Source organism: Synechococcus sp. WH 8016, assembly GCF_000230675.1.
In the GTDB taxonomy this organism is placed as follows: Bacteria; Cyanobacteriota; Cyanobacteriia; order PCC-6307; family Cyanobiaceae; genus Synechococcus_C.
This window is the reverse complement of the sequence record NZ_AGIK01000001.1, coordinates 1,100,448-1,124,418: the sequence shown is the minus strand read 5'-3', so window position 1 is coordinate 1,124,418 and position 23,971 is coordinate 1,100,448. Positions and strand designations below refer to the sequence as shown.

The following is a 23,971-nucleotide window of genomic DNA, read 5'->3' as shown; positions in this document are numbered from 1 at the left end:
AAAATCTATTGGGTTTTGTTCCTTATCGGTTGTTCGGTTAGAGGTACGGTTTGAAGGCTTCACTCCTCCCTGTTTCAACGGTGCTTCGGCCTCTTCACCATCAAAGTGGATTTCGACGTTGAGAGGGTGGCTTAGGGTCGTTAGCAACGACAACAACATCCGCACCTTGCGAAGAGACTCGGACTGATATGAATTTTGAGCTCAACGGGACAACGATCTATCTCGATCGTCCTAGTGATCGAGCTGTTGTTCAACGCGTAGCAATTCATATGCAGCGTCGCATTCTTGAAGATGATTGGAGGCCCTATGCCTCGAAGGCTGAGGCCTTACGTGCTTGGGCCAAACTCGGAGGAATTCGCTTGAAAGTGCTTCAAGCCTTGGATTTGGTCGAGTAGGTGATTGGCCATGGGCATGATTCATGGCTTTCTAGTGGATATCTCATCCTTTGCTCAGTTGGCACCATCAGAGAGCGAGATGATAAAAAAAACGGAGAGAAGCCATGATTTGTCCTCGTTATGGATCGCCTGCCTGTGGTCCCAAATGTTGCTTAGCAACAGCAGAAGTCTTCTCTACGTACACGCAGAGTGAACCTGGCTTTATGAGCTTTTGTCCAGTTGCTTCCCGCTTGAGTGAGTGGATCGTGGATGACAAGTCTTGGAGGCATGCAGCCATCAAAACCCGATGATGGCTGAAATCTTCACTGCAGACACGCCACTTCCAATCTCGTCGGTTTTGTTTCTGATGGCAATGCGCGATTGCACCGATGCGCTATCCACCCGTCTAAGCCACACTTTGTGTATCGAAATCGGAGGAGCCATGACGGCCGACACTCCACCTGAGCAGATCACAGAAGCAGCCTGACCACTTGGCCCCTGCTCCAACAGTTTTTTCACCCAACGGCGAGTTCCGTCCTTCGGTAGGCAATCTCTTGAGCGCCACGTCGATCGACACTCCATCTGCACCGAACCAGGTGCCCTAAGGAGTTCAAACACTCACCACTTAGGAACCAGGCCCCAGGCGCCGAACGCCAGACGCTTCGCACTCCTCTTTCAGTTCACTGTTGTCGTTTCGAGGTTCACACTTCTCCGATACAGGTTCACTGGATATTGGTTAGCGATATGCATAAACGAGCGAGCTAGGCCGTCTCTTCCATCCGGGAGGGGCGGCCTCTCCGCTTCTGGTTGCTTTTTCGTTTCCGTTTCACGACAAATCTTGATGTCAGAGCTTGGCTTGAGCCATACCAAGGGCATCGAGGATTTTTGATGAGCCCAAACTTGATTCAAGCTGCTGGTATCGGTAGTTTTTTAGCGGCTATTTCTGCCGTGTTCATAACGGCAGTGTTTGTCGTTGGCTGAGGGCAGAGGCCTGCTCGCTCCCCCTGCCTGTGCAGCCTTGCGGCATCGGCCTGTGGCTGCTCACGCTTGAGTTGCGCTGTCATCGTTGAAGTGCATTGAGATTGTGCTTTCTAGGGTTAGTCAGCTCGATCCTTGCTTTACAGTCAACACGATGACGACTGACCTCCATGACTTGGGAATACACGCAATTGCGTTTTGTTCCGAAAGGAAAGTCGTGGACTGGAGAAATTGAAGAGCTTTGGCTTGATGAAAAGCAGCTGATTTCCCGAAGGAACCCACAGCATGATGTCACTTTGGTGGGACTGATGAATGAGCTTGGACAGCAGGGGTGGGAATTGATTACCTATGCGCAGCCATTCACGGGCTACCACGGCGGTTGTTATACATTTAAGCGTCAAACATGATTATTACTCGCATCTGATTTGGCTCAATCATCCATGATCTGATTGAGCTTATGTTTGCGCTTGAGTGTGGTAGCGCGTCGCCTAAAAATCGTTGAATTTGCTTAGAATATCAGGCTAAATCGTTGATTTTAGTCGCTTCTTGAGCTCCCGACAGATGAGCATTCAACTGTTTTTAGCCTATTTTTTGATTGTTTGTTCGCTGGCTGGTTAGCAATCTGCTCGCGTTTGTTAATGGGATAATGGCTTTTTCAGGTCGATTCCCCATGACGTCATGGCGCAACATTGCCCGTTGGTCATTGCTTGTGGTTGTAGGCGCTCTCCCAGGGCCTGCTCTCGCCTTGGAGTCGGTGAGGTATCGCTGCGGACCGCTTGGTGAGGTGATTGTTCATCGTTCCACGGAAAATCCAACAGAGGCGGTCGTTGTTTATGGGAATCAACGTTGGCAAGGCACACTGAGTGGTGGATCGATGACATTTTTTAGCCCGACCCGTCAAACGCCTGGGAGTCCTTGGATGAACTTTGGCCGCAGCGGCGTTTGGCTGTACACCAATTACGTTGGGACTGCCGGTTGGAGTGAGTTTTGGGCAGAGGATGCCTCAACCTACCGGCGCAATCATCCAGACTTCCTTGAATCGAGTTGTGTGATGCTGAGCTCGTAAACGGTGTACCGCGTGGTTGGTCAATCAGTGCCCAACAGAAAAGCTTTCGCTTGATGTCAATGCGCTGGTCTAGTTGACCAGCCGTTTCTAATTTCAGGACAGTGAGCGTCTGGATTGGCGTTTGATGCCTTCTCCCAAGCCGAGACGCATCGTGCCGAGTCGTTCGTTAGAGCGATTTGTCGGCAGATGGTTGGTTGCTATTCCCGTGGCTTTAGCTCCGGCCTGGCTTTCTGCAGAATTGTTCCGCCTTCCAGCTGGAAGGGTGTGTGCAGCCATGAATCGGTCGTTGCAAGAGCAAGTTTCAGCCCCTGAGGCAACGCGCTTGCAACAGAACTGTCGTGAGGCCATTGATGAGAGCGTCAATTTTTGGCTTCTCTGGTTGATTTGGGCCCTTTTGATTCGGGCGAGCTATCGCTACTGGCCCTTATTGGTGGCGATGGTGGTTGAAGGTGAAAAACATGACTTCTAGGTCACTTCTTTAGGCTTTTCATCTTTTGATTTATAGGTGTGATGGATGAGGCTTTTTAAACGTCTTCAAATATGTTGTCTCGATGCAAGCTTGGGTTCAGAGTTGACCCTTTGAGAACACTTTTTGGCTAGTTCGCTTCTCTGAGGCATCGCTTTTTTTACTTAAATGGCCATCGCAACCCCTCGATGGCAGTTTTATTCGCTATTGGGTATGTGAGCTCTCGAGCATTCAGGCCTTCCTCGGCTATGAATCGATTACCTTTGGGGTTGATCTGATGCCCAAAGGCCCTTCCCTTACATCCCCTGCCTATGGGATGTCCTGGAATGTCGCTCCACCCTAGAAGCATGACGAACAGCACCCCCACGATCCTGATCTGGGTCAACCAATACAAGAAATACCAGCAGCTGATCGAGCAGGGGCTAAGTGATGAAGCCTCTGGCGTGAAAAGAGAAATTGATGAGGCGCTCCCCCTCATTGACTTGACCTGGAAAGACTTAGAACAAGCTGCATCCGATGAGCCCATTTCTTAATTTTGATCCCTGCTTGAGCAGTGAGCTTTAGGGCTCCTCGGTCTCAATGCTTTCCATGGAGTTCTCTGAACTCTTCGAGTTTATCGAGATCTTTTTGTTCATCCACGCTGTAGTCAGTAAGGATCAGAGCTTTCCCAATCGTCCCAAGGGCATATTCAATACGGTCGAGATTTTTTCGTCCCTCATCATCAGAACGAGCGGCTCGAATCACCGCAGGCTTCAGTTGATCAGCAAGTTTTTCCATCTCATTGGCGATGAAGAGCGCTTGATCAAGTGGTGTTGTCATGGAGAGTTTGAAAGCCTGCGTGAGTAAGTTTTTTGATTATAAATTAGACTCGCTTGGGCTTTGATGTGAATTCTTTGTTAATTCTTCGCTGAAAATAATATTGACTCAATGTCTTGAGGCTCATTGTTGAATCGCCCACGGGCTTGTGCGCCGTAGATCCTGGACCTGCCGACTGTTTTTAGGCCTTTGGGCCTGCAACTCTGCTTTTGAGCGCCAAAAGCACCCGAGATGCTGTGAGTTTGTTTGTTCAGACTGCCACGATCGCTCACCGTGAGTAAGTTGAGCAAAGACCTGTTCGGAACAGCAGCACAGCACTATGGCGTCATATTCATTTGATGTGGTTTCTGATTTTGACCGCCAGGAGCTGGTCAATACTCTGGATCAAGTCCGCCGGGATGTTGGAAATCGCTATGACCTTAAGGACTCGGGTACTGAGATTGATCTAGCTGAAACGGAAGTGGTTATCACAACAGCCAGTGATATGACATTGCAGGCTGTGGAGGACATCTTGAGAACTAAAGCGACGAAACGGGATCTTTCTTTAAAGATTTTTGACTTCCAAACTCCTGAAGCAGTGGGTGGGAATCGCGTCAAGCAGGTCATTCAATTGCGAAAAGGGCTGAGTCAAGAGTTGGCGAAAAAGCTGAGCAAAATGGTTCGTGATGAATTGAAGAAGGTCACGGTTGCCATTCAAGGGGAAAGTCTTCGTATTACTGGTAAGAGCAAGGACGACCTTCAAGCAGCCATCCAACTCGTGAGAAGCAAGGAAGAAGAATTAGATGTTCCGCTTCAATTTGAGAATTACCGCTAAATGGAAAGTTCCTAGTCTTGATCTTTCCGTTGAAGGTCTTATGACTAGTGATTGATGCTGGCAGGTCTTAAGGGACTTTTCGTTACTCAGTAGCATTAGAAGAGTTGGGTTCCAAGTTGCAATGAAAAGCTATTGTCAACTTTTGGTGACGTGAGAGAATTGTAGATAAGTTGTCCATTTAGAGATGTAAATAGTTTTTTGTCCCCCAAGGGGTAGATTTTGATGGTTCCTGAGAAATTGTTGCTCGGAGAAAACTCATCGACGTAGGCATTCGTGAATTGATTGCTGAGAGAGAGGTTGAAGTAGTTGTTAGGAAGCCAGTCGAAACTGATTCGAGCACTGCTTGCGGGGTAAGTTTTTCCGCAGTTCTTGTCAGCTGTGCAGAATCTTCCCCCCCAAAGGCTCTGGGCCGAAGGTCCTGCCGATACATTGAGAGTTGTGGTGTCAGTTTTGATCAGGTCATATCCAAGTCCAACTGAATTAATGAGATTATTCTGGCCGACCTGATTCAGCATGTCGTACTCATAGGTATTGGATGCATAAGCACTCAGTTTCCCTGAAAAAGTATATGAATAACGCAAGTCCACCTGCCCTTGGTTGGTGTCTGTTGAGCCCTCCTTTTGATTAGCGCTTCTTGTAATTCCGTACTCTGTATTGGCTTTGAAGGAGAGAAGATTTCTTTCATCCTTATATTGTGTGATCAGTTGAAATGTGCTGTCGAGGTCGTAATCACGATCTGTATTTGTGCCTGTCATTCCAGCTGAAAGACTTCCTGTCCAGTGCTTTTTTTTCGGTTTGGCTTTCAAAGCTGTCGATTTAATTTTAAGCTTGCCTAAACTTGGATGGTCAATCACAGTCACGGTATCAGTGCTCTCACTCTTCACTAATGTCCCTTGAATTTTGTCGCCATTGCTAAGGGTTAGCGTGATTGTTTCTGCAAAGACATTGCGTGTGCTGCTATCAAGCAGCAGCAACGCGGTTGCATTGAAGGCTATGGGGAGCCATACTAATCGTTTTAATATAGGGAGAAGACTTGTTGGTTGTATTTTCATCCGATCTTAAATAGAGAAGTTGATTTGAGCTCCTGTTGCCCATATCGTTGGCAGAGATCCTATCCCAGAAGGGTTGATGATCCACTGCATGAGTGGCTGTATTTGCAGGCGATCAGAGATTTGAATCTTGTAGTTGAGTTCAATCACTCCTTCATAACTTTGGTTGGGAGTAATGCTTTGGCTGAATCCGTTTCTGTTCACGCCTAGGGCCAGCACATCCAAGGGCCTGCCAGGGAGGATCCCTTGGCTGAGCAGTCCCCCGGCTAGATAGCTGATTAAGGGGTTGTTGTTTGGGTTCAAGCTGAGACTGCTAGAGATCCAGATTCGGTTCTCGTTTCCAATGGGTAGGGAGAATGGCCATGTGATCGTTCCGTAAATGCCATGATTGCTGCCATCGCCTAAGTTTGTGCTTTGCGTTATGTCTAGGTCGGTTGTTGCTGAATAACCGCCTAGTTGAATGAGTGGGTCTGGCAGGTTTTGTTCTGATTCTTCCGTGTTTGTCTGTTGAGAATTGATCCATGGATTCATCGACCATTGGAAGATTTGAAGATCACCTTGGAGCTTCGGCGTTAACGGCTTAACGCCTAGTGAAGCAGCAATCTGATGTGTCTTATTTAAGTTGTAGTACGCGTAATCGAAGCTCCCAAGCTGTTCATGATGCCATCCTATTTGTGCTCCTAAGGCGACAAGTGGAGTGATTGGAAGGCCAATGATCGATGCGTTGTAAGGTGTGTTTAAGGTGTAATTTGTGTAGTAATCAAGAGCTGGTATCTCCATTACATTGTTTTCGATCGAAATCACTCCAGCATTCATGCTCCAGCCGATTTTGTTTCCGCCCTCTATTCGTTCCAAGGATGCTTGTGTGATCCAGGTTCCAGTTGGATTGACCAAGCTTTGAAGCGGATAGTCCGTCCCTAGCTGTTCATTGAGTTTTGGATTACCTGTGAACTGATTCAGTTCCAGCTGTATTTGCCAGTGATCGAAGCCTGTCCAGTTGCTGCGATTTTTGTTCAGGCCAGTGCCGAGGGTGAGTCCTGCCGCAACTTGTTGCATCCAACTGCTGGCTGATGGTTCCAGTCCTCCTGCAATTCCCACCACCGGTTGGGCCGTGAAATCCAGAGTTAAATCAACCCAAGCAGGTGGTGGTTGAGATGTTTCCGTTTCGTTTGCCTGTGCTTCAGTCATCAAAAGACCAAAGCTCAGCATCGCATTCGCGATACTTAGAGCCGTGATCTTCACTTGATTCAGGCGATTGCAGCGAAGCTTTCTCGGAATGCCTTGATGGTCGCGTCGATGTCTTCATCGGAGTGGGCAAGCGACGTGAAGCCCGCTTCAAACGCCGACGGTGCAAGGTAAACACCGCGTTCCAGCATCGCTCTATGCAGCTGTCCAAACCGAACGGAATCGGTTGTTTTCGCTTCTTCGAAATTGCGAACTGGACCTTCACAGAGGAAGAAACCAAACATGGCGCCAACGCTGCCCCCGGTGATCGGAAGCCCTGCCTCACGGCCCGCATCGAGGATTCCTTGAATCAAGCGTTCCGTTGTGGCAGTCAGTTTCTCGTAACTTCCTGGCTGCTTGAGCAACTCGAGTGTTTTGATCCCAGCCGTCATCGCCAATGGATTGCCGCTCAGCGTCCCTGCTTGATACATAGGACCAGCTGGGGCCACCATCTCCATGATGTCTTTGCGACCGCCATAGGCCCCAACGGGCAAACCTCCACCAATCACTTTCCCCATCGTCGTGAGATCTGGAGTCACTCCAAAATGAGCTTGAGCTCCTCCGTAGCTGATGCGGAAACCAGTCATCACTTCATCGAAGACCAGAAGTGCGCCGTTTTCTTTGGTGAGTTCTCGCAACCCCTCCAAAAATCCTGGCTCAGGTTGGATGAACCCAGCATTGCCAACAATTGGCTCAAGAATGACGCCGGCAATGGCGTCGGGGTTCTCAGCGAAGAGCTGTTTGACCGATTCCAAATCGTTGTAGGGAGCGGTCAGCGTGTTGGCTGTGGTGCTCCGTGGTACTCCGGGGGAATCGGGTAGGCCGAGCGTTGCCACACCGGAACCAGCCTTGACGAGGAACATGTCCGCATGGCCGTGGTAACAGCCCTCGAACTTGATGATCTTGTCGCGCCCAGTGAATGCGCGAATCAGGCGCAGCATGGACATGCAGGCCTCGGTGCCGCTGTTCACAAAGCGCACCATTTCCACGCTGGGGACGGCTTCAATCACCATCTCCGCCAGGGTGTTTTCTAAGGCGCAGGGAGCACCAAAACTGGTGCCTTTCTCAATGGCCTCTTGAAGAGCACTAATGACCTCTGGATGGGCATGACCGCAGATGGCTGGCCCCCAGCTGCCGATGTAATCCACATATTTATTGCCATCGACATCCCAGGCGTAAGGGCCTTTGACCCGATCGAACACGATGGGCTGCCCGCCGACCGACTTGAAGGCGCGCACCGGAGAGCTCACGCCACCAGGCATCAGAGCCTTGGCAGCACTGAAAATGGCCTGGGAGTGGCTGGTGTTCAGAGTGGAAGCAGTCACGGGGACGGGAGCCAATGGGCAATTGCAAACCGTGCAACATCTTGACCCAAGAACGGCCCGATGTGTTTTTTATGTAGTTGAAGCCTAAGAATTGCTGACAAAACTGCCTAGGTTGCTGAAGTTCGGCACGTCATCCGTGAATTACGACTGGCCAGCGCTTGAGCGGGAATTGAGAGGGTTCCTTCCGTCGAAATCAGTCGTCGCAAGGCGCCAGGAATTGTTGTCTTACGACTGTGACGGTCTCACCATGGACCGGCACATGCCGAAGCTTGCGGTGTTGCCAGAAACGGCTGAGCAGGTGGCCCAAATCCTGGCCTGTTGCCATCGTCAGGGCATTCCCTTTGTGGCTCGAGGGAGTGGTACCGGGCTTTCCGGTGGTGCGTTGGTGGAGCAAGACGCGCTGTTGGTTGTGACCAGCCGCATGCGTCGCATTCTTGACATTGATCTCGCCAATCAGACGATCACGGTGGAGCCCGGTGTGATCAACAGTTGGGTGAGCCGTGCGGTTGTTGGTGATGGCTTTTATTACGCGCCAGATCCCTCCAGTCAGGTGGTGTGCACCATCGGCGGCAATGTGGCTGAAAATTCTGGTGGCGTGCACTGCTTGAAGTACGGCGTCACCAGCAACCATGTGCTCGCCTTGGATGTTGTGCTGCCGGATGGCACACCCACACGCCTTGGCAGCGCGTTGTGCGATGCGGCTGAACTGGATCTGCGGGGCGTGTTTATTGGAAGTGAGGGCACGCTTGGAATTGCTACGGCGATCACGCTTCGCTTGCTGCATGCCCCGGATGCGGTAGCGGTGTTGCTCGCCGACTTCTCTTCCATGCAGGCGGCTGGAGAGGCTGTGCGCTTGATCACGCGCGCTGGGGTGTTGCCGGCTGGGTTGGAAATCATGGACCAGACCTGCATCAAGGCGGTGAACGAAGCGTTTGGAGAAGAGGAGTATCCGCCGGAGGCAGGAGCGGTTTTATTGATTGAGCTGGATGGCCAGCAACCAGAGGTCAAGCAAGCTGTCACGGTCGCCACCGCCCTTTGTCGAGAGGCTGGGGCCGGCGCTATACGGGAAGCCTGGAGTGAAGAGGATCGGGCCCGTCTATGGAAAGGGCGTAAAAGTGCCATTTCAGCGCTTGGCAGGCAATGCCCTAGCTATTACCTCCAGGACGGTGTGGTCCCGCGCACGGCTCTGCCAAGGGTTCTCAAGGCCATTGATCAGCTCAGTGCGGAGCACGGATTGGTGGTGGCGAATGTGTTTCATGCCGGTGATGGCAACCTGCATCCGCTGATCTTGTATCGGGCTTCAGAGCAGGGTGTGAATGAACGGGTGAAAGCCCTCGGAGGCGCGATCATGAACCTTTGCCTGGAGGTCGGCGGCAGCATCAGTGGTGAGCACGGCGTTGGCAGCGATAAACGCTGCTTTCTCGACCAAATGTTCAGCGCCGAAGATCTGGACAGCATGCAATGGGTTCGGCTGGCTTTTGATCCGCTTGGCCGTGCCAATCCCGGAAAAATTTTTCCGACTCCACAAACCTGTGGTGAGTCGATGCGACGGTCCGTGCAATTGCAGGCAGAAGGACGATCGCTTCCTGAAGAAGCCATTGTCTACTGAAATCAGTCCTCAACCTCTTCGTCGTCCTCCAAGTCCCAGGCCAGGTCAACAATCACAGGTGCATGGTCGCTGGGTTGGAGCCGTCCGCGTTCTTGCTTATCGATCGAACAGCTTCGTGCGACGTCCCGAAGGGTTTCATCGAGATAGACGTGATCGATTCGCCAGCCACGGTCTCGGTCCCAAGCACCACTGCGGTAATCCCACCAGCTCCAATGGCCGCTGTTCGGCTCAAACAGACGAAAGGCGTCCTGGAGATCGGGGCCTAAGGCTGCTCGCAACGCGTTGCGTTCGCGATCGGAGGCCATGATCCCCCCGGATAAGCGATCGGGATCAGGGAGGTCTCGCGCTTCAAGACCGATGTTGAAATCTCCCACCACGCAGAGCGGTTCATCTCTGGTTTGGATGGCCTTTAGGTAGCGCTCCAGACAGGACAGCCAGGTGAGTTTGTAGCTGTATTTGTCCGATTTGAGACTCGATCCATTGGGGACGTACAAATTCACCACGCGAATGCCATCGATCAGAGCGCTGATCACACGTTTTTGAGCACCAAGTTCCTCGGCTTCGCTGTCGTCCACAAGTTCTGCGCTGAAGCCCATGCGCACATCGTCCAGAGGGGTGCGACTAATCAGCGCAACGCCGTTGTAGGCCTTCTGTCCATGAATCTGAACTTGATATCCCCTCTCGAGAAAAGGCTCTAGCGGGAATTGAGGATCATCCACCTTGGTTTCCTGCAATGCCAGCAGGTCTGCTTCCGAGCGCTCAAGCCAATTCAGAACATGATCCAGTCGGGTTCGCACGGAATTGACATTCCAGCTGGCGATTTGCACGGATGATGCGGCTTCTAAAGGTGACCCTTAGCATCAGGCCGTTATCTGGGAGCTGAGAACGTGCCATCGCTTACCCCGTTCCGACCCCATCTGCTTGGGCTCATCAGTGCTATTTCGCTGGTCACTTGCCTGGATGGCTTGGCTCAGGAAAGCCCGATGAGTAGCGGCTATCAGTCTCCCCAGCAGCGTGACGTGTTCCAGACCGTGCCCGGCCAGAAAAACCAGGAGTCGGTGCTTGATGCCACCAACCCCATGGAATTGATGAATCGGTTGCGCAGGGCGAATGCAATGAATGACGCCACACCGCCTGCCGATGCCATTGATGCGGCCCTTAGGGCTCTGGAGTCGTCCCAGCCAACGCCTTAGTCGGAGGGGTGGGAGGGAGCAGCACGCTTTCACGACGTTTTGCAGTGCTGTCCTCACTGTTTCGGAAGGAATCAAGTTGCCAGCGCACGGCTAACTGATCGAGGGTTTGCTTGTCCTGTTTGCTGCCAGAAAGTCTGTTTCGGGCATTGAGCAGGACCTGTTGCGATTGCTGATTCTGTCCCTTGTCTCGATGGAGAAGGGCGAGGGCAAGCAAAGGCTGCATGCTCTTGGGAGACTCTGTGGCGATCAGGCGATAGGTGGCTATGGCTGCATTGTCTTGTCCGGAGAGACGTTGCAGATCCGCTAAGCGCAATCCAAGCAAGAGTCTTTGACCTTTGGGGGTTTGCTGGAAACGATCGCTTGTCTGTTTCAAAGCGGTGGCCTGACGCTTTGTTTCCACATCCAACAGCAGTTGGAGGTTTTGGACCTCTGGCCGATTGGGCCACAGGGCTTGAAGGGTGATGAGCTCGCGCCTTGCGCCATCGCGATCCCCTCCTTGGAGCTTCCTTTGGGCCAGCAGCAAGCGCCAACGCCAATCGCGTGGATGGGAGAGGGCGAGTCGCTCCAGCCTTTGCTCTGGCTCCAGGGCCTGCGGCGCCTTGGCTTTCTGCGCTTTGGCTTTTGGTGCCTTGGCTTTTCGCGCCTTCGTCTGCTGGTTCCCCGTTGGATTTTGATTGAGTGACTGGGCGACAAACCAGCCTGTGATCAGGGCCAAAGGAAGTCCCAACCCCATCAACCATCGATTTCGAAACGCCTGTTGTCGGTTAGCGCCGGCCAATCTGCATGGGGAGTGCTTGGACCACTCTGAATCGAATCCCTCGAGCTGGCTAGAGTCATCACAGGCAAATGGAAGCCACTGACAGCAATGCGCGACCATCCGATTTCCCCGGTTACAGAACCCCTCCAGTACCGGGCGATCGGTGTTGTTAGGGGTATCTACCGACCGGAATCCGAGGATCAGTTGACCCGGGGAGTCTTGATTGATTCCGATGGCAATGAATTAGAGACTGTCGTTCTTGGCAGGATGCTGACCCTTATGCGTCGTCATCTCGACATGACAACGCCCCACCTTTGGGTGGTCTACCCCCGCTGCCGTGAGTCTGAGCAGCTGCATCTTCAAATTGCAGGAATTTGGGAGCCGAGCACGCTGGCGACAGCTGAAACCTCGGATGCCGAGGCCTCCGAGGCCCAGGACGCGTTGGATCAACTGCCCGAAGGTGACGATTTTTTCTCGATTCGCGGCGAATTGATTTTCACCAAGCCAGAAGCCAATGAGCTTGTGGTGAAGGTGCGGCAGCTGCCTCGCGCTGACGGATTCCGCCCATTGCCGTTCAAAGTTCAGCTCACTGGAGAGCTGCCCCTTGAGCACCTAAGACATTTCGTCAGTTTGGATGTGCGACGTCAAGGACAGCTCCTCGCCGTAGAGGCTGTGGAAGTGATTGCACCGATGCCGACGCGAGGCGGAAAAGGGCGGGAGGGTTCCCGTAAGGGAGGCGCTCGTTCCCGACCTGCCAAGACCTGATGCCCTCTTCCCCCACCTTCAACACCACGGCCGGTGTCGCGGTGGCCAGTGCCACTGGATTGGCTGTGTTCGGACCGTTGATCGGACTGTCGCCGGCTTGGATTGCTCTCGGCTTGGGAGGGGCCCTATTGGGCCTCACCGTGGATGCCGCTCAGTTGAATGGGATGGGAGGTCACCTGTTGGCGGAATCCCTGCCCGGCGGACGCAACAGATTGCGCAGAGTCGCGTTTCACGAAGCAGGTCACTGGTTGGTGGCTCAAGAGGAAAATCTTGAGGTCAAGAGGGTTCTTGTCGGAACCCGTGGCTGCCTGAAGGCAGGGTTGCGCTGCAACGGTGTCACTGAATTTGCACTGCCCGACCGGGCCCGGTTGTCTCTGGAAGACTTGCGTCGTTGGAGCCGCGTCCTGCAGGCGGGGATGGCTGCAGAGACATTGCTCGAGGGACCCCCTCAAGGTGGTGAAGATGACAGGGCTTTATTGGGACGCATCTGGGGCGTGTCAGGACAAGATGTCGACACGGCTCAGCGCGAGCAAAGACGGGCCCGTCGGGAGGTGGAGCAGCTTCTGCGTTCGCGGCGCACTGAGATTGAATCAATCGCCGACCGGTTGCTGGACGGCATGCCACCAGAGCCAGCATGAGTGCGCTGGTCATTGATTGTCCAACGGGGCTTGCCGGGGACATGTTGTTGTCGGCACTCCTGGATTTAGGAGTGCCGGAGTCGGTTGTGCATCAGCCCTTGCAGGCGCTTGGCCTCGCCAAGGCCTATGCACTCAATGTGGAGGAATCGAAGAGTGGTGGCTTGCGTGGTCTTCGGCTCACGGTGAGGAGCGAGGAATCCAATCCACCCCATCGTCGCTGGTCAGATTTACGCCAGTTGATCTCGGACGCTTCGCTGTCACCTTCCCTAAAGGCCAAGGTTTTGCAGGTGTTTCAGGCCCTGGCTGATGCGGAAGCCACGGTGCACGGCTGTGCTCCTGATCAGGTTCATTTCCATGAGATCGGGGCCATCGACAGCTTGGTGGATGTGATCGGCGTCTGCGCTGGAATTGAGCACCTTTCCCCGGGTTTGATTTATTGCACAGCACCCCCAGCAGGCCATGGACGCGTGACGACGGCCCACGGGGTGTTGCCTGTTCCAGTGCCAGCGGTTCTCGAATTGGCAAAGCGCCATCAGCTGCCGCTCCTCACCGGGGAAAATTTCCCTGCGGCTGAGCTCACCACGCCCACCGGTCTGGCTTTGATGGCGGTGTTGGCAGATCACTTTCATCGTCCCTCCAGGATGGAGGTTGAAGCCGTTGGCATTGGCCTCGGCCATCGGTCTTTGGACCGTCCCAACTTGCTGCGCATGATGCGCATTCGTGATGCGACCAGAACGGAGCCTGGTTGGCAGGAGCTTGTGGTGCAGGAGGCTTGGATTGATGATGCCACGGCCGAAGAGTTGGCAAGCCTGGCTCAGCACTTGCGTTTGGCTGGTGCATTGGACGTGGTTCAAGGAGCCGTCTTGATGAAAAAGCAAAGGCCGGGTACTGCTGTTATGGCCCTCACAACACCAAATCAGGCTGCGGCCTTGCGGCAGGTGTGGTGGCGCCATAGTCCAACCATCGGCTTAAGGGAGCGAGAACAGGGGCGCTGGGTGTTGCCCCGTCGTTGTGGGACTAGCACCACCCCTTGGGGGATGATTCGCGCTAAGCAGACGCGCCGTCCAGATGGGACCTTCACCTTGAAGTGGGAGCAAGATGAGCTCCAGCGCGTCTCTGCTGAGGCTGGTCTCACCGTGATGGAGCTTCGTGAGCGCCTGTCTCGCGAGACGCTTGCTTTTGTGCCCGAGGAGGACTGGCAGTGTTGAAACGGCTTTCTTTTCCTGGTGGTTTACGGCTTTGGATCACCCTGCTGACCCTCGCCTTTGTGGGCGTGGCGTTGGCGAGCCATGCCACAGGATTGCGTGCCCTCACCATCAGCCGACAGGGATGGTGGTGGTTGTTGTTGGGGCTTGGTTTGAGTTGGCTCAGCTTGGTTGTCAATGCCCTGGCTTGGAAGGTCTTGGTGATTTGGCTCGGACATCAGCCGGAGCGCTTGGCCTTGGTGCCGCTCTATCTGCGAAGCAATTTGCTCAAATATTTGCCCGGTGGCATCTGGCATTTCCTCGATCGTTTTCGTGCTCTCCGGCCTGATCTTGGTGGCGGCAAGGCTTTGGTTTCGGTGTTGATGGAGCCCATGGTGATGGCCGTTGCTGCGTTGCTTTGGGTGCCGTTCGGTGGGTTCCAAAACGGTTTGGCGTTGCTCTGCGTTCTTCCTTCTCTGCTGCTGCTGCCACGTTGGCGGGAGCCTTTGTTGCGACGGTTGGAGACCAGCAAGTTGCGTCAGCTCAATCGAGTGGACCCAGGCACGACGACCTCCATTGAGGATGAGGATCTGGGCAGTGGTCGAGTGTCGTACCCCTGGTGGCCCCTCCTCTCCGAACTGCTGTTTGTTCTCTGTCGATTTGCTGGGTTTTGGTGCTGCTTGCAAACGTTCGGACTCGTGTCTGGGCAGCCCCTAGGCCTTTGGCTTGCGGCCTTTGCCCTTGCCTGGACGGCAGGTCTGGTCGTTCCTGCTGCTCCTGGAGGGTTGGGGGTGTTTGAGGTGGTTCTGTTATTTCGTATCGGCACGATTGTGCCGGAGGCTCCCCTCCTTGCGGTGGCCCTTAGTTACCGATTGCTCGTCACCTTGGCGGATCTGATCGCTGCCGCTGCTGTGAAGGGTGATGCCTGGGTCACGGCAAAGCTTCGCGTTTGATCGGCTGTTCTGATGGTGTGGCCTCTCCCTGAATTGCCAATTCGCTGGGAGGCGTTGCCCTGTCCGCTTGATGCTGGTTGGGCTTTGATCCGTCTTTGGGAACTGCCAAAACGGGCCGATAACGGGCTGTCCCTTGGAGGGTTTTCCGCAGCGGCTTACCAAGCATCGGATGATCGACTTTGGTTGCTGAGTGATGCGTCACGGGGATATTTGCTCCCGGTGGGCCCGCTTGCAAAACCCTTACGAACAGGAGGTCAACTGCAGGTTGGTCCCCGCTTGGTTTTGCGAGATCAAAGTGGAACCCCCCTCTCTGCCTCGTTAGATGCAGAGGGTTTGGTGCTTACGGGCGATCATGGGGCTTGGATTGTGAGCGAGGGGCGTCGTCAAGCAGGGCATCAGGCGCGTCTTCAGCGTTTTTCGCTTCGCAATGGCTGGTTGTTGGAGACCAAGGCTCTGCCACCTGCATGGATGGCTCTTCCTGGTCAGGGACTCGCGGTGAATCAAGGGCCAGAGTCTTTGACGCGCTCCATCGATGGTGGACTCTTGATCGCAGCGGAGTCTCCATTGCTTCAGGATCTTGCTGCCGGCGATAGGGATGGCGTGCGTCTAGCGCATTTGGACCGGGAAGGTGTCATGGAAGAGCGTGGTCGCTTGCCTCTCGATTCCAGCGTCTCAGATCCAGAAGAAACCGATTCAGAAGAAACCGTTGGATTGTCCGAACTTCTTGCCTTGGAAGGCCCCCCTGGTCTGTTGGCACTGATTCGTCGTCATCGCCCCCTTCAATGGACCTCCAGGCTCCAATTGTTCTCTTGGCCTAAACGCAAGTCTCCGCTGGCTTTGCAGCCCATCATGGGTTGGGATTTCAGGGGTGAGGATCTGCCTCGCGAAAATTGGGAGGGTCTGGCTTGGGGGCCAAAGCTTGACGATGGGCGTCGCACTCTCGTGATCGTCAGTGACGATAATTTCAGTCTGATTCAGCGCAATTTGGTGGGACTGTTGGCTCCTCGCCGGAGCCCTGGTTGCCTTTCTTTGCCGAAGAATTAAGTCTCGGTTGTGTGGTCGAGGCCTGGCACCAGGGCTGCTGCAGCAATGAGGCCGAGTCCAAGGATCATCAAGGCAGGCCAAAGCGCTGCCGCAAGCCGCTCGTCGCTCGCATATTGAAAAACGCGCACGGAAAGGGTGTCGAAATCAAAGGGGCGAAGCGCGAAGGTCAGCGGAAGTTCCTTCACCGTGTCCACAAAGACAAGCAGGGCACCGACCGCGAGCGGGCCCCGCAGCAGGGGAATGTGAATGCGACGGAGCACATCCGGCCAGCGACAGCCAAGGCCAGTGGCTGCCTCGTCCAGGCTGGGTGACATGCGTTCCAAGCCGGCATCAAGTCCCCCTTTGGCAACGGCAAGGAAGCGATCGCTGTAGCCCCAAAGCAACAGCAGGATGGGTGAGAGCTGCCAGGGCCCACCGATGAGGAGGAGGGCCAGAGCGAGGACGGCCCCTGGGATCGCATACCCGAGCCCCGCGAGAAAGGTCAGGCTGTGCAGCCAAGGGGCCGTGGTCCAGCGCTTTGTGATCGCCAGGAGCAAGGCCGCTGCTAAGGCCAAACCTGCCGCGGCGAGGGCGAGCCCAAGACTGCGCAAGGTCAACAGCAACAGCTCTGGTTGTAAGCCGGTTTGAAGTTGATCAAGGTTCAAGCAGGCCCAGATCAAGGGTGTACCAAGACTGAGAAACGGTGGAATGAACCCCAAGGCCTGAGCGGCCAAGGCTCTCGTTCCGGTGAGCGTCCAATTCGGGGATTCTCCACCTGTGAGGCCTTCGGACCATCGACGGCTTCGACGCCGCAGTTTGCGTTCGCCGATCAACAGTCCCGTCACGATGATCAGCGTGACGAGGGCAAGTCCGACCGCTCCTGCGGGGTTCCCTTCGAGTTGCCAGGCTTGGAGAATGCCAGCGGAAAGGCTGGGGATGCCCAGGAGTTGGACGGCCCCAAGTTCGTTGACCACCTCCATTCCCATCAGAGCGATTCCGGCTCCGATGGCAGGGAGAGCCATCGGCAGAGCGATGCGTCGAAAGCTTTCCCATGGCCCCACGCCTAGGCATCGACAGGCTTCAAGCTGCCGGCGACCGCAGATGCTGAAGCTTTCAGTGCTGAGCAGGAAAACATAGGGATAGGTGCTTAAGGCCATGATCAGCACCCCCCAGCTCAGGCCATGAATTCGGATCCCATGGATGCTGCCCAGATCAACCAGCGTTGCCGCTAGGAGATACGAAGGGCTGGCGAGTGGGAGCAGCTGGGCAATCCGAAGAAGGCGTCGGCCGGGGAAGCGGCAATTGGCGAGAAGCCAGCCGTTGGCTGAGCCAAGAATGGCCCCCAGACTTGCGGTTCCCAGCAGCAGGAGCGTTGTTCCCCGGATTTGGATCAGACCATCGGCTCCCAGACTGGCCGTGCCAAGAAGCAGGCCCCTGACCCCCTCTCCAATTAATCCGCCCAGGGGAAAGAGCGCAAGCGCGGCGAGGAGGCAGGCCAAGGTTGCCAACAGGGTCCTTCCCTGCTGCCACTGGCTTTGCAAGCTCTTGCTTGTCATGAGTGGTAGCGCTCAACCACAGCGATCAACCAAGCGAGCGATGGCAATGGAGCCATTCCAATGGAGCGAGGCCAACGGCTGGGACCTTCACAAGAAGGGAATGCAGTCATGTCCCCGTTGACGGAATGGATTCCTATTGACCTGCATTCGCACAACCAGCCTGTTGAGAACAGTACTCAAGAGTGGCTTGGTTGGTTGAGGCCTCCCATCGATGAAAATCCTGGGCTGAGAGATGGAAGGGGGCTCAAATGATGCCGTCAGAGGCGGTGATTCCGAACAGGGATCGGGACGAGTGCGGGCTCCATCAAGCCACCGCCACTGTTGTCGTCATCGTCAGAGTTGGCCGAGTACCAAAGAACGATGCCAATCAAAATGAAACCAGTCCCGAGAAGGGTGAGTTCCAACATCGCCAACTCAAAGCTGGTGAAACTCTAATCACTTTGATTAGGTTTCGACATCCAGGTTGAACGAAACCTGTGAAGGGGATTGGTTTAGGAAAAACCCTTGCCGGCGTCTTTGGCAACGCAGGCTTGAAGTTGCCTCCTCAGGGTGCTGTGGTCCATCTCTTGGCCGATCAACACCAACTGGTTTTTGCGCTGGCCATCCCACTCGCTGTCATCGATAGAAAAGCGTTTGCCAGCCAAGTGAAAAACATGGCGCTTTTCGCTTTCGTTGAACCACAGGATGCCTTTGGCACGAAAAACGCTCTCGGGCAGTTGGTTGTCGAGGAAGTTTTGAAATTTGCGCAGGGAGAAGGGTCCGTCGCTACTAAATGACAGCGAGGTATAGCCCTCGATGTCGAGATGGTCAGCATGGCTTTCATGGTCATGGTCGTGATGCGCGTGCCCATGGCCGTGATGGTCATGACCGTGGTCATGGTCGTGATGGTCATGCCCGTGGTCGTGATCGGCTGAGTTTGCGATGCGATCGCTTTCAAACAATCCGACACTCATCAGCAGCGGCAAGGGAACCTCTCCCTTGACGGAATGGAGGATTCGGGCGTCTTTCTTGATACTGCGCAGGCTTTCTTCCAACGCTTCAACGCGTTCTTTAGGCACCAAATCAGTTTTGTTCAGGAGAAGGATGTCTCCGTAAATGATTTGGGAGCGCCCAACTTCACTTTCAAAAACGCGGTCATTGCAATTTTCAGCATCAATCAGGGTGATGATCGAATCCAGTCTCGTCTGATCTCTTAATTCACTGCCCAGAAATGTCATTGCGACAGGAAGTGGATCGGCAAGGCCTGTGGTCTCCACAACCAAATAATCCAAGGGATCTGGGTGCTTCAGAATCTTTTCAACGGCTTCCAATAACTCACCATTGATCGTGCAGCAGATGCAGCCATTGCTGAGTTCCACCATGTCTGCGCTGGTGCTCACCACAAGATCATTGTCAATACCAATCTCGCCAAACTCATTCACGAGAACAGCCGTTTTGAGTCCGTCTTGATTGCTGAGAATGTGATTGAGAAGGGTGGTCTTTCCGGCCCCTAAAAATCCAGTGAGAATGGTGACAGGTGTGCCGTTGGTTTCAATGGTCTGGTTGGAAGCAGTCGCTGACATGGCCGGATTTAAAAAGTTGCGGGGAGGGAGTCGATCGCTTGTGCTAAGTCGGCATCACGGCTGGACAGTCCACCAAGATCATGGGTCGTTAGCCGAATGGTGACACGGTTGTAGACATTGCTCCACTCAGGATGGTGATTGGCGCGTTCGGCCAGGAGTGCAACCTGAGTCATAAAGCCAAAGGCTTCAACGAAGGAGGGGAAGCGCCACTCTCTTTCCAGTCCATCATCAGCGATGGTCCAGGCAGGGCAAGCAGAGCAGAGGCTCTCCCGTGCCGCGTCATCGAGCAAAACGGCTTGCTTTGACATGGATGAAACCGGATCTTGGGTGTCTGAAGTTTGGTTCAGAGCCCATCCACTGGGAGAACCGACCTAATCTTTTAGAGCGTTTTGATTGCCCATGGCGATGGCCCCCTTGCTTGGTCGTTCGTCCTCTGTTCGGATCTGGGTTGTGAGCTCACTCCTTCCCACAGCAGCGCTTGTGATCTGGGCCTGTCAGGCCCCATCCGCCTCGGCGCAGCGAATCGTCAAAAAGATCGAGAGCCGTTGTCCTTTGGGCTATGTGGACATGCTCAATGGCAAATGCACCACGCTTGGAATGATGACCTACACGGTCCAGGCCATCGACGGCCGATCGTGCCCATCCGGATGGGTGGATGTGGGAGGTGGCTATTGCCGCAAACAATGAGTCGTTGCTTTGCCTCCCAGCAATGTCATCCCTAAGGTGCCGAAAGTTGTTGCAACTTTGATGGTTCGTTTGTTTGCCCTTGGGGTGTTGTTGTCTTTGGTCGCACCCACCGACGCCTTAGCGCAGAAAAAGATCCCGAAAGCAAAGGGTCACAATCAGTGTCCCTTGGGTTATGTGAATACTCTTGGTACCACTTGCGTATCACCGATTTACTATGAAATGAGGCCAACAAACGGTGAAGCTTGCGCCTCCGGTTGGATGAATGTTGGTGCTGGTTATTGCCGGAAAAAGTAGGTCTGAACGTGAATCAACAGCCGGTTGCTTTTTGGTCCTTAAAACCGTGGTGGTGTCAGCCCTGGAGCATCGTGCTCACGGGATGTGTCATCTCGATTGGCAGCTGGCTGTTTCTTCATCGCCTTTGGATCACGCTTCCCATAACCCTGGTGATTTTGGCTTGGTGGATGTTGTTTCTGGTGCTTGTGCCCACTGCCTATAGAAGGCAAGAGGAGATTCAACCCCTGCCTTGAACCCAATTACCACCCTGGGTTTGGTGAATTTGCATCGCTGAAATGTGTGGGTGTCTTCACCTCAAAGCACCGGGCTGTATAGGGTTCAATCAGCGTTGGAGCCCAGATGGGATCCAGGACCACGGCCTGGGATCGGTTAGGCGATTACCTGCATCAGACCAAAATCATTGGCTCCATTGCGAGCACGCTTTACTGGGATCAAAACACCCGCATGCCCTCTGGCGGGGCTTCCTGGCGTGGAGAGCAGTTGGCGCTCCTCGCGATTCAATTGCATTCCCGGCAGAGCTCTCGGGAGTACGCCGAGCTGATTCAGGAAGCCCGTGTCGAGTGGAACCAGTCAGATCTTTCAAGGACGGAGCAGGCCGCTTGTGGTCGAAATCTTGATTTGCTGGAACAGGATCTGGCCAGGCAACAGGCCTTAGATCCTGCGTTGGTGGCAGCGTTGGCAACGGCGAAAGCCGAGGGTTACAACAACTGGCAACAAGCAAGGGCTGACTCCGATTTCGGCTTGTTTGCTCCCTCTTTGCGCACCATGATTGGATTGCGCCAGGAACAGGCGCGACAGCTTTCAGAGCCGCGAAGTTGTTGGGAAACCCTGGCTCAGCCCTTCGAGCCCGATCTCACGTTGAAGCGTCTGCAGGCCTTGTTTGCGCCACTTCGGCAGCGTTTGCCCGAATTGTTGCAACGAGCGGGTGGGCAGCCACGTCAGCGAGAACTCAGTTGGGATCTTCCTGAACCTGCACAGCAACAACTCTGCGACAGGTTGTTGACCTCCTGGGGACGGGATGCGTCGATCACCTGTGTGGCGCGATCCCCCCATCCCTTCTCGATCACGCTTGGTCCAAGCGACTACAGGATCACGACAAGAGTCGTTCCAGGGCAACCGCTCTCCTGTTTCTTGGCCACAGCCCATGAATGGGGCCACTCTCTCTACGAGCAGGGCCTTCCTGATCAGTCGCATCAATGGTTCGCTTGGCCTCTGGGGCAAGCGACATCCATGGCCGTGCATGAAAGTCAATCGTTGTTTTGGGAAAACCGGGTTGCCAGAAGTCGGCCGTTCGCGCAGCAGTGGTGGCAGGATTTTGAGGCTGCCGGGGCTCCGCTCGCATCAGCAGACGCTCTTTGGAGGGCGATGAACCCGTTGGCCCCTGGTTTGAACCGGGTCGAGGCCGATGAGCTCAGCTACGGCTTGCATATTTTGATCCGAACGGATCTAGAGATTGCTTTGCTCGAGCAAGGCCTTTCGGTGGAGGAGCTCCCTGCTGAATGGAATCGGCAGTACAGGGAGCTTCTGGGCGTGACACCCTCCAACGATGCTGAGGGCTGCCTCCAGGATGTGCATTGGAGCGAAGGACTGTTCGGATACTTCCCCTCGTATTTGCTCGGACATCTGATCAGTGCTCAGCTGAGTGAGGCGATGGCCGTTGCCATTGGTTCTCCTGAGGAGCATGTTCGCAATGGTGACGTTGCACCCTTGCTGGCCTGGCTGAGGGAGTCTGTGCATCCCGTCGGACGGGCGATGAATGCGGAACAATTGGTGCAGAGCGTGAGTGGTCGGGAGCTGACCTCTGAACCCTTCTTGCGCTACCTGGAAGAAAAACTTGCGCAACTTTTGGCTACGAAGCAAAGTTGAGGCACGTAAGCGTTACGTATGTGGTACGGATACGTGCTTTGGGTTGGGGGTCGGGCCCCCGTAGGATTCCGGCGCTGATCGTCCTCTCCCATGGCCAATCTCGACCAGGCTCCAAGCCGCAGCATGCCCAACCTGCTTCATGTGCTGCCGGCCTTTGCTGATGAGGCTGAGCTACGCCTCAACACCATCGTGGAGCTGAACTCCAACACGATCAACAAGTACGAGCTCATTACGGAAACAGGCCATCTCAAGCTGGATCGGGTTGGGTACTCCTCTCTGGCTTATCCCTTTGCCTATGGCTGTATTCCTCGCACTTGGGATGAGGATGGAGATCCTCTCGATATTGAGATCGTGAACGTGACCGAACCCTTAATTCCTGGTTCGATCGTGGAAGCAAGGATTATCGGCATCATGACCTTTGATGATGGTGGTGAGGTTGATGACAAGGTGATCGCCGTTTTGGCAGATGACAAGCGTGTTGATCACATCAAGAGCTTCGAAGATCTTGGTGAGCAATGGAAAAAGGAAACTACTTACTACTGGGAGCATTACAAGGATCTGAAAAAGCCTGGCACCTGCACGGTGAATGGATTCTTTGGCACTGAAAAAGCCGTAGAGATCATCAAGAGCTGTGAAGCTCGGTATGTTGCTGAGATTGATCCAAAACTCGTGGATTGATATCAGAGCGCTTCTATTGAATAGAGCGCTCCTGTTGCATGATTAGGTCAAAGCGGGGTGATGCCCCGCTTTTTTATTGTGAATTGGTGATCAAGGTTGAATTAAAAGAGGTCCAGATGAGGCTGGAATATTGAATTTCTCTCGTAGTTTGGAAACGGATTGATCGGCTTCTGACCAGAAATTAAAATCTCTGATGAGGTTAGTGTTGCAAGCCAGTCCCTTCTCATAGCCTTCCATCGCATCGTTTGGATGGAAGGCTCCTCTGGAGGGTGGAATGATATCTCCAACCGTACTGAAGGCTTTTCCTAAATGAAAGTCGAGAATTACTTCTAAGAGTGATTCAAACCCAAAACCATCGTCAAAGAGCCCGGCCTGAAAGGCTGCCACATTCATTTCTCCCTGTACATCTGTATTGAATCCTCCAAGAATGTGGCAGCAATCGTGATTTAGGAGGAATTCAGATGTGCTTTTTTTCTCCCCCGGTAGTGCCCAATTCCTATCCCGGTACCAATGGAAAACTGTGTGCCCAAGGCTGCCTTCTGGATAAGTCTCTAATTGTTGATACCGTTCAGAAACAGCCCGATCACCGATGGCTTGGTGGAACATTGTGATGACACCTTTGATCACTTTCGATGCTGAGTCGAGGCCCAGAAATTCGCCTAAGCTCCTGCGTCCGTAATCGATTAAAAGTCGCTTTAAGTGATTATCCCGAACGCGATGTAGGTCTTTGATTGTTTGGGGGTGAATCTCTAGATGTTCGGCAAAATCATCCACAATCGCCACCATCCGTGGGTCGACCTTCATATCTACATAAGGCAGAAGAATCAGGATTTGAAGGAGTTGTTCGCGTTTGCTTTTATCGGCCATCTTCTCTGATAGAGCCGCTGGCTTAATGCCATCGAGGTGGTTCAGATCGATGGACGACTTCAGAACAAAGTTCTGAATGGATTCGATCATTTCCAGGGTGATGGGCTCAAGTTCTGCAACGCCTCCCATGGAGCCCACTTCCTGCATGGCTTGCAAGAACAGATTTGCGTCTCCTTCAGACCAAGACAGTTGGTGCTTCATTTCGGCTTGGAGGCTCTGGAGTCTGG

The 23,971-nt window shown here is 53.9% G+C and carries 29 protein-coding genes; 18 read left to right on the top strand and 11 right to left on the bottom strand.

What is annotated here, in order from left to right; translation table 11 throughout:
• Positions 1-188: 188 nt before the first annotated feature.
• The 5 genes from SYN8016DRAFT_RS06065 (at position 189) to SYN8016DRAFT_RS06035 (ending at position 3,417) form a co-directional block, all read left to right on the top strand.
• A complete protein-coding gene (locus SYN8016DRAFT_RS06065) occupies positions 189-395 on the top strand; it encodes a hypothetical protein (protein WP_006853447.1) in 207 nt (68 codons plus the stop codon).
• Positions 396-1,522: 1,127 nt separating this feature from the next.
• Positions 1,523-1,759, top strand: coding sequence for a hypothetical protein (locus SYN8016DRAFT_RS06050; protein WP_006853444.1), 237 nt, complete (start codon positions 1,523-1,525; stop codon positions 1,757-1,759).
• 263 nt (positions 1,760-2,022) lie between these two features.
• Positions 2,023-2,418, top strand: a complete 396-nt coding sequence (locus tag SYN8016DRAFT_RS06045; protein WP_006853443.1) for a hypothetical protein — start codon at positions 2,023-2,025, stop codon at positions 2,416-2,418.
• 124 nt (positions 2,419-2,542) lie between these two features.
• The gene (locus SYN8016DRAFT_RS06040) at positions 2,543-2,887 is read left to right on the top strand and encodes a hypothetical protein (RefSeq protein WP_006853442.1); all 345 of its coding nucleotides are present in this window, start codon (positions 2,543-2,545) and stop codon (positions 2,885-2,887) included.
• A gap of 344 nt (positions 2,888-3,231) precedes the next feature.
• Positions 3,232-3,417 carry a hypothetical protein gene (locus SYN8016DRAFT_RS06035; RefSeq protein ID WP_006853441.1) on the top strand — a complete coding sequence of 62 codons (186 nt, stop codon included), beginning with the start codon at positions 3,232-3,234 and terminating at the stop codon, positions 3,415-3,417.
• 43 nt (positions 3,418-3,460) lie between these two features.
• Here the strand turns inward: SYN8016DRAFT_RS06035 and SYN8016DRAFT_RS06030 are convergent, their stop codons facing one another.
• The gene (locus SYN8016DRAFT_RS06030) at positions 3,461-3,703 is read right to left on the bottom strand and encodes a hypothetical protein (protein WP_006853440.1); all 243 of its coding nucleotides are present in this window, start codon (positions 3,701-3,703) and stop codon (positions 3,461-3,463) included.
• Between the two features lie 316 nt (positions 3,704-4,019).
• On the opposite strand from SYN8016DRAFT_RS06030, the gene SYN8016DRAFT_RS06025 reads away from it, so the two are divergent.
• Positions 4,020-4,514, top strand: a complete 495-nt coding sequence (locus SYN8016DRAFT_RS06025; protein WP_006853439.1) for a YajQ family cyclic di-GMP-binding protein — start codon at positions 4,020-4,022, stop codon at positions 4,512-4,514.
• A gap of 95 nt (positions 4,515-4,609) precedes the next feature.
• On the opposite strand, the gene SYN8016DRAFT_RS06020 is transcribed toward SYN8016DRAFT_RS06025, so the two are convergent.
• The 3 genes from SYN8016DRAFT_RS06020 to hemL form a co-directional block, all read right to left on the bottom strand.
• Positions 4,610-5,488: a DUF481 domain-containing protein gene (locus SYN8016DRAFT_RS06020; protein ID WP_253909789.1), complete on the bottom strand. Its 879-nt coding sequence runs from the start codon at positions 5,486-5,488 to the stop codon at positions 4,610-4,612.
• 84 nt (positions 5,489-5,572) lie between these two features.
• Entirely contained in the window at positions 5,573-6,751 is a 1,179-nt protein-coding gene (locus SYN8016DRAFT_RS06015) for a carbohydrate porin (protein WP_253909788.1), read from the bottom strand.
• A gap of 59 nt (positions 6,752-6,810) precedes the next feature.
• Positions 6,811-8,112, bottom strand: a complete 1,302-nt coding sequence (hemL, locus tag SYN8016DRAFT_RS06010) for a glutamate-1-semialdehyde 2,1-aminomutase (protein WP_038013457.1) — start codon at positions 8,110-8,112, stop codon at positions 6,811-6,813.
• A 136-nt stretch (positions 8,113-8,248) separates the two neighbouring features.
• On the opposite strand from hemL, the gene SYN8016DRAFT_RS06005 reads away from it, so the two are divergent.
• On the top strand, positions 8,249-9,721 hold the full coding sequence (locus SYN8016DRAFT_RS06005; RefSeq protein ID WP_006853435.1) for an FAD-linked oxidase C-terminal domain-containing protein: 1,473 nt from the start codon (positions 8,249-8,251) through the stop codon (positions 9,719-9,721).
• A 2-nt stretch (positions 9,722-9,723) separates the two neighbouring features.
• Here SYN8016DRAFT_RS06005 and xth read toward each other — a convergent pair whose 3' ends face one another.
• Positions 9,724-10,548 (bottom strand): exodeoxyribonuclease III, encoded by an 825-nt coding sequence (gene xth, locus SYN8016DRAFT_RS06000; protein WP_006853434.1) that lies wholly within the window; start codon positions 10,546-10,548, stop codon positions 9,724-9,726.
• A gap of 60 nt (positions 10,549-10,608) precedes the next feature.
• Between xth and SYN8016DRAFT_RS05995 the strand changes: the two genes are divergently transcribed.
• Positions 10,609-10,914: a hypothetical protein gene (locus SYN8016DRAFT_RS05995; RefSeq protein ID WP_006853433.1), complete on the top strand. Its 306-nt coding sequence runs from the start codon at positions 10,609-10,611 to the stop codon at positions 10,912-10,914.
• Here the strand turns inward: SYN8016DRAFT_RS05995 and SYN8016DRAFT_RS05990 are convergent.
• Positions 10,880-11,692, bottom strand: coding sequence for a lipopolysaccharide assembly protein LapB (locus SYN8016DRAFT_RS05990; protein WP_253909786.1), 813 nt, complete (start codon positions 11,690-11,692; stop codon positions 10,880-10,882). The genes SYN8016DRAFT_RS05995 and SYN8016DRAFT_RS05990 overlap by 35 nt on opposite strands.
• Positions 11,693-11,779: 87 nt before the next feature.
• Between SYN8016DRAFT_RS05990 and SYN8016DRAFT_RS05985 the strand changes: the two genes are divergently transcribed.
• Genes SYN8016DRAFT_RS05985 through SYN8016DRAFT_RS05965 form a run of 5 tightly spaced genes read left to right on the top strand, consistent with a single transcriptional unit; the run spans position 11,780 to position 16,255 of the window.
• Positions 11,780-12,436: a hypothetical protein gene (locus SYN8016DRAFT_RS05985; RefSeq protein ID WP_006853431.1), complete on the top strand. Its 657-nt coding sequence runs from the start codon at positions 11,780-11,782 to the stop codon at positions 12,434-12,436.
• Positions 12,436-13,074: a hypothetical protein gene (locus SYN8016DRAFT_RS05980; protein WP_006853430.1), complete on the top strand. Its 639-nt coding sequence runs from the start codon at positions 12,436-12,438 to the stop codon at positions 13,072-13,074. Before SYN8016DRAFT_RS05985 ends, SYN8016DRAFT_RS05980 begins: the two co-directional genes overlap by 1 nt.
• Positions 13,071-14,282, top strand: coding sequence for a nickel pincer cofactor biosynthesis protein LarC (gene larC, locus SYN8016DRAFT_RS05975; RefSeq protein WP_006853429.1), 1,212 nt, complete (start codon positions 13,071-13,073; stop codon positions 14,280-14,282). The genes SYN8016DRAFT_RS05980 and larC overlap by 4 nt, the downstream gene beginning before the upstream one ends.
• Complete coding sequence (locus SYN8016DRAFT_RS05970) at positions 14,276-15,211, top strand: lysylphosphatidylglycerol synthase domain-containing protein (protein WP_006853428.1); 936 nt, start codon at positions 14,276-14,278, stop codon at positions 15,209-15,211. Before larC ends, SYN8016DRAFT_RS05970 begins: the two co-directional genes overlap by 7 nt.
• A gap of 12 nt (positions 15,212-15,223) precedes the next feature.
• Positions 15,224-16,255 (top strand): esterase-like activity of phytase family protein, encoded by a 1,032-nt coding sequence (locus SYN8016DRAFT_RS05965; RefSeq protein ID WP_006853427.1) that lies wholly within the window; start codon positions 15,224-15,226, stop codon positions 16,253-16,255.
• Here the strand turns inward: SYN8016DRAFT_RS05965 and SYN8016DRAFT_RS05960 are convergent.
• The 4 genes from SYN8016DRAFT_RS05960 to SYN8016DRAFT_RS05950 all read right to left on the bottom strand — a co-directional run bounded on the left by SYN8016DRAFT_RS05960 (position 16,252) and on the right by SYN8016DRAFT_RS05950 (position 19,660).
• Complete coding sequence (locus tag SYN8016DRAFT_RS05960; RefSeq protein ID WP_006853426.1) at positions 16,252-17,790, bottom strand: iron ABC transporter permease; 1,539 nt, start codon at positions 17,788-17,790, stop codon at positions 16,252-16,254. The genes SYN8016DRAFT_RS05965 and SYN8016DRAFT_RS05960 overlap by 4 nt on opposite strands.
• A gap of 257 nt (positions 17,791-18,047) precedes the next feature.
• Positions 18,048-18,197, bottom strand: a complete 150-nt coding sequence (locus SYN8016DRAFT_RS15515) for a hypothetical protein (protein ID WP_006853425.1) — start codon at positions 18,195-18,197, stop codon at positions 18,048-18,050.
• Between the two features lie 84 nt (positions 18,198-18,281).
• Entirely contained in the window at positions 18,282-19,352 is a 1,071-nt protein-coding gene (locus SYN8016DRAFT_RS05955) for a GTP-binding protein (RefSeq protein WP_006853424.1), read from the bottom strand.
• Positions 19,353-19,360: 8 nt separating this feature from the next.
• Positions 19,361-19,660 (bottom strand): 4a-hydroxytetrahydrobiopterin dehydratase, encoded by a 300-nt coding sequence (locus tag SYN8016DRAFT_RS05950; protein WP_006853423.1) that lies wholly within the window; start codon positions 19,658-19,660, stop codon positions 19,361-19,363.
• A gap of 91 nt (positions 19,661-19,751) precedes the next feature.
• Here SYN8016DRAFT_RS05950 and SYN8016DRAFT_RS05945 point away from each other — a divergent pair, with 91 nt between their 5' ends.
• The 5 genes from SYN8016DRAFT_RS05945 (at position 19,752) to SYN8016DRAFT_RS05930 (ending at position 22,877) form a co-directional block, all read left to right on the top strand.
• Positions 19,752-20,039 carry a hypothetical protein gene (locus SYN8016DRAFT_RS05945; RefSeq protein WP_006853422.1) on the top strand — a complete coding sequence of 96 codons (288 nt, stop codon included), beginning with the start codon at positions 19,752-19,754 and terminating at the stop codon, positions 20,037-20,039.
• Between the two features lie 60 nt (positions 20,040-20,099).
• Positions 20,100-20,333, top strand: coding sequence for a hypothetical protein (locus SYN8016DRAFT_RS15720; protein WP_006853421.1), 234 nt, complete (start codon positions 20,100-20,102; stop codon positions 20,331-20,333).
• The gene (locus SYN8016DRAFT_RS05940; protein ID WP_370586507.1) at positions 20,282-20,566 is read left to right on the top strand and encodes a DUF6737 family protein; all 285 of its coding nucleotides are present in this window, start codon (positions 20,282-20,284) and stop codon (positions 20,564-20,566) included. The genes SYN8016DRAFT_RS15720 and SYN8016DRAFT_RS05940 overlap by 52 nt, the downstream gene beginning before the upstream one ends.
• A gap of 106 nt (positions 20,567-20,672) precedes the next feature.
• Positions 20,673-22,199 carry a carboxypeptidase M32 gene (locus tag SYN8016DRAFT_RS05935; protein WP_006853419.1) on the top strand — a complete coding sequence of 509 codons (1,527 nt, stop codon included), beginning with the start codon at positions 20,673-20,675 and terminating at the stop codon, positions 22,197-22,199.
• A gap of 90 nt (positions 22,200-22,289) precedes the next feature.
• On the top strand, positions 22,290-22,877 hold the full coding sequence (locus SYN8016DRAFT_RS05930; protein WP_006853418.1) for an inorganic diphosphatase: 588 nt from the start codon (positions 22,290-22,292) through the stop codon (positions 22,875-22,877).
• A 90-nt stretch (positions 22,878-22,967) separates the two neighbouring features.
• Here SYN8016DRAFT_RS05930 and SYN8016DRAFT_RS05925 read toward each other — a convergent pair whose 3' ends face one another.
• Entirely contained in the window at positions 22,968-23,945 is a 978-nt protein-coding gene (locus SYN8016DRAFT_RS05925; RefSeq protein WP_006853417.1) for a hypothetical protein, read from the bottom strand.
• Between the last annotated feature and the right edge of the window lie 26 nt (positions 23,946-23,971).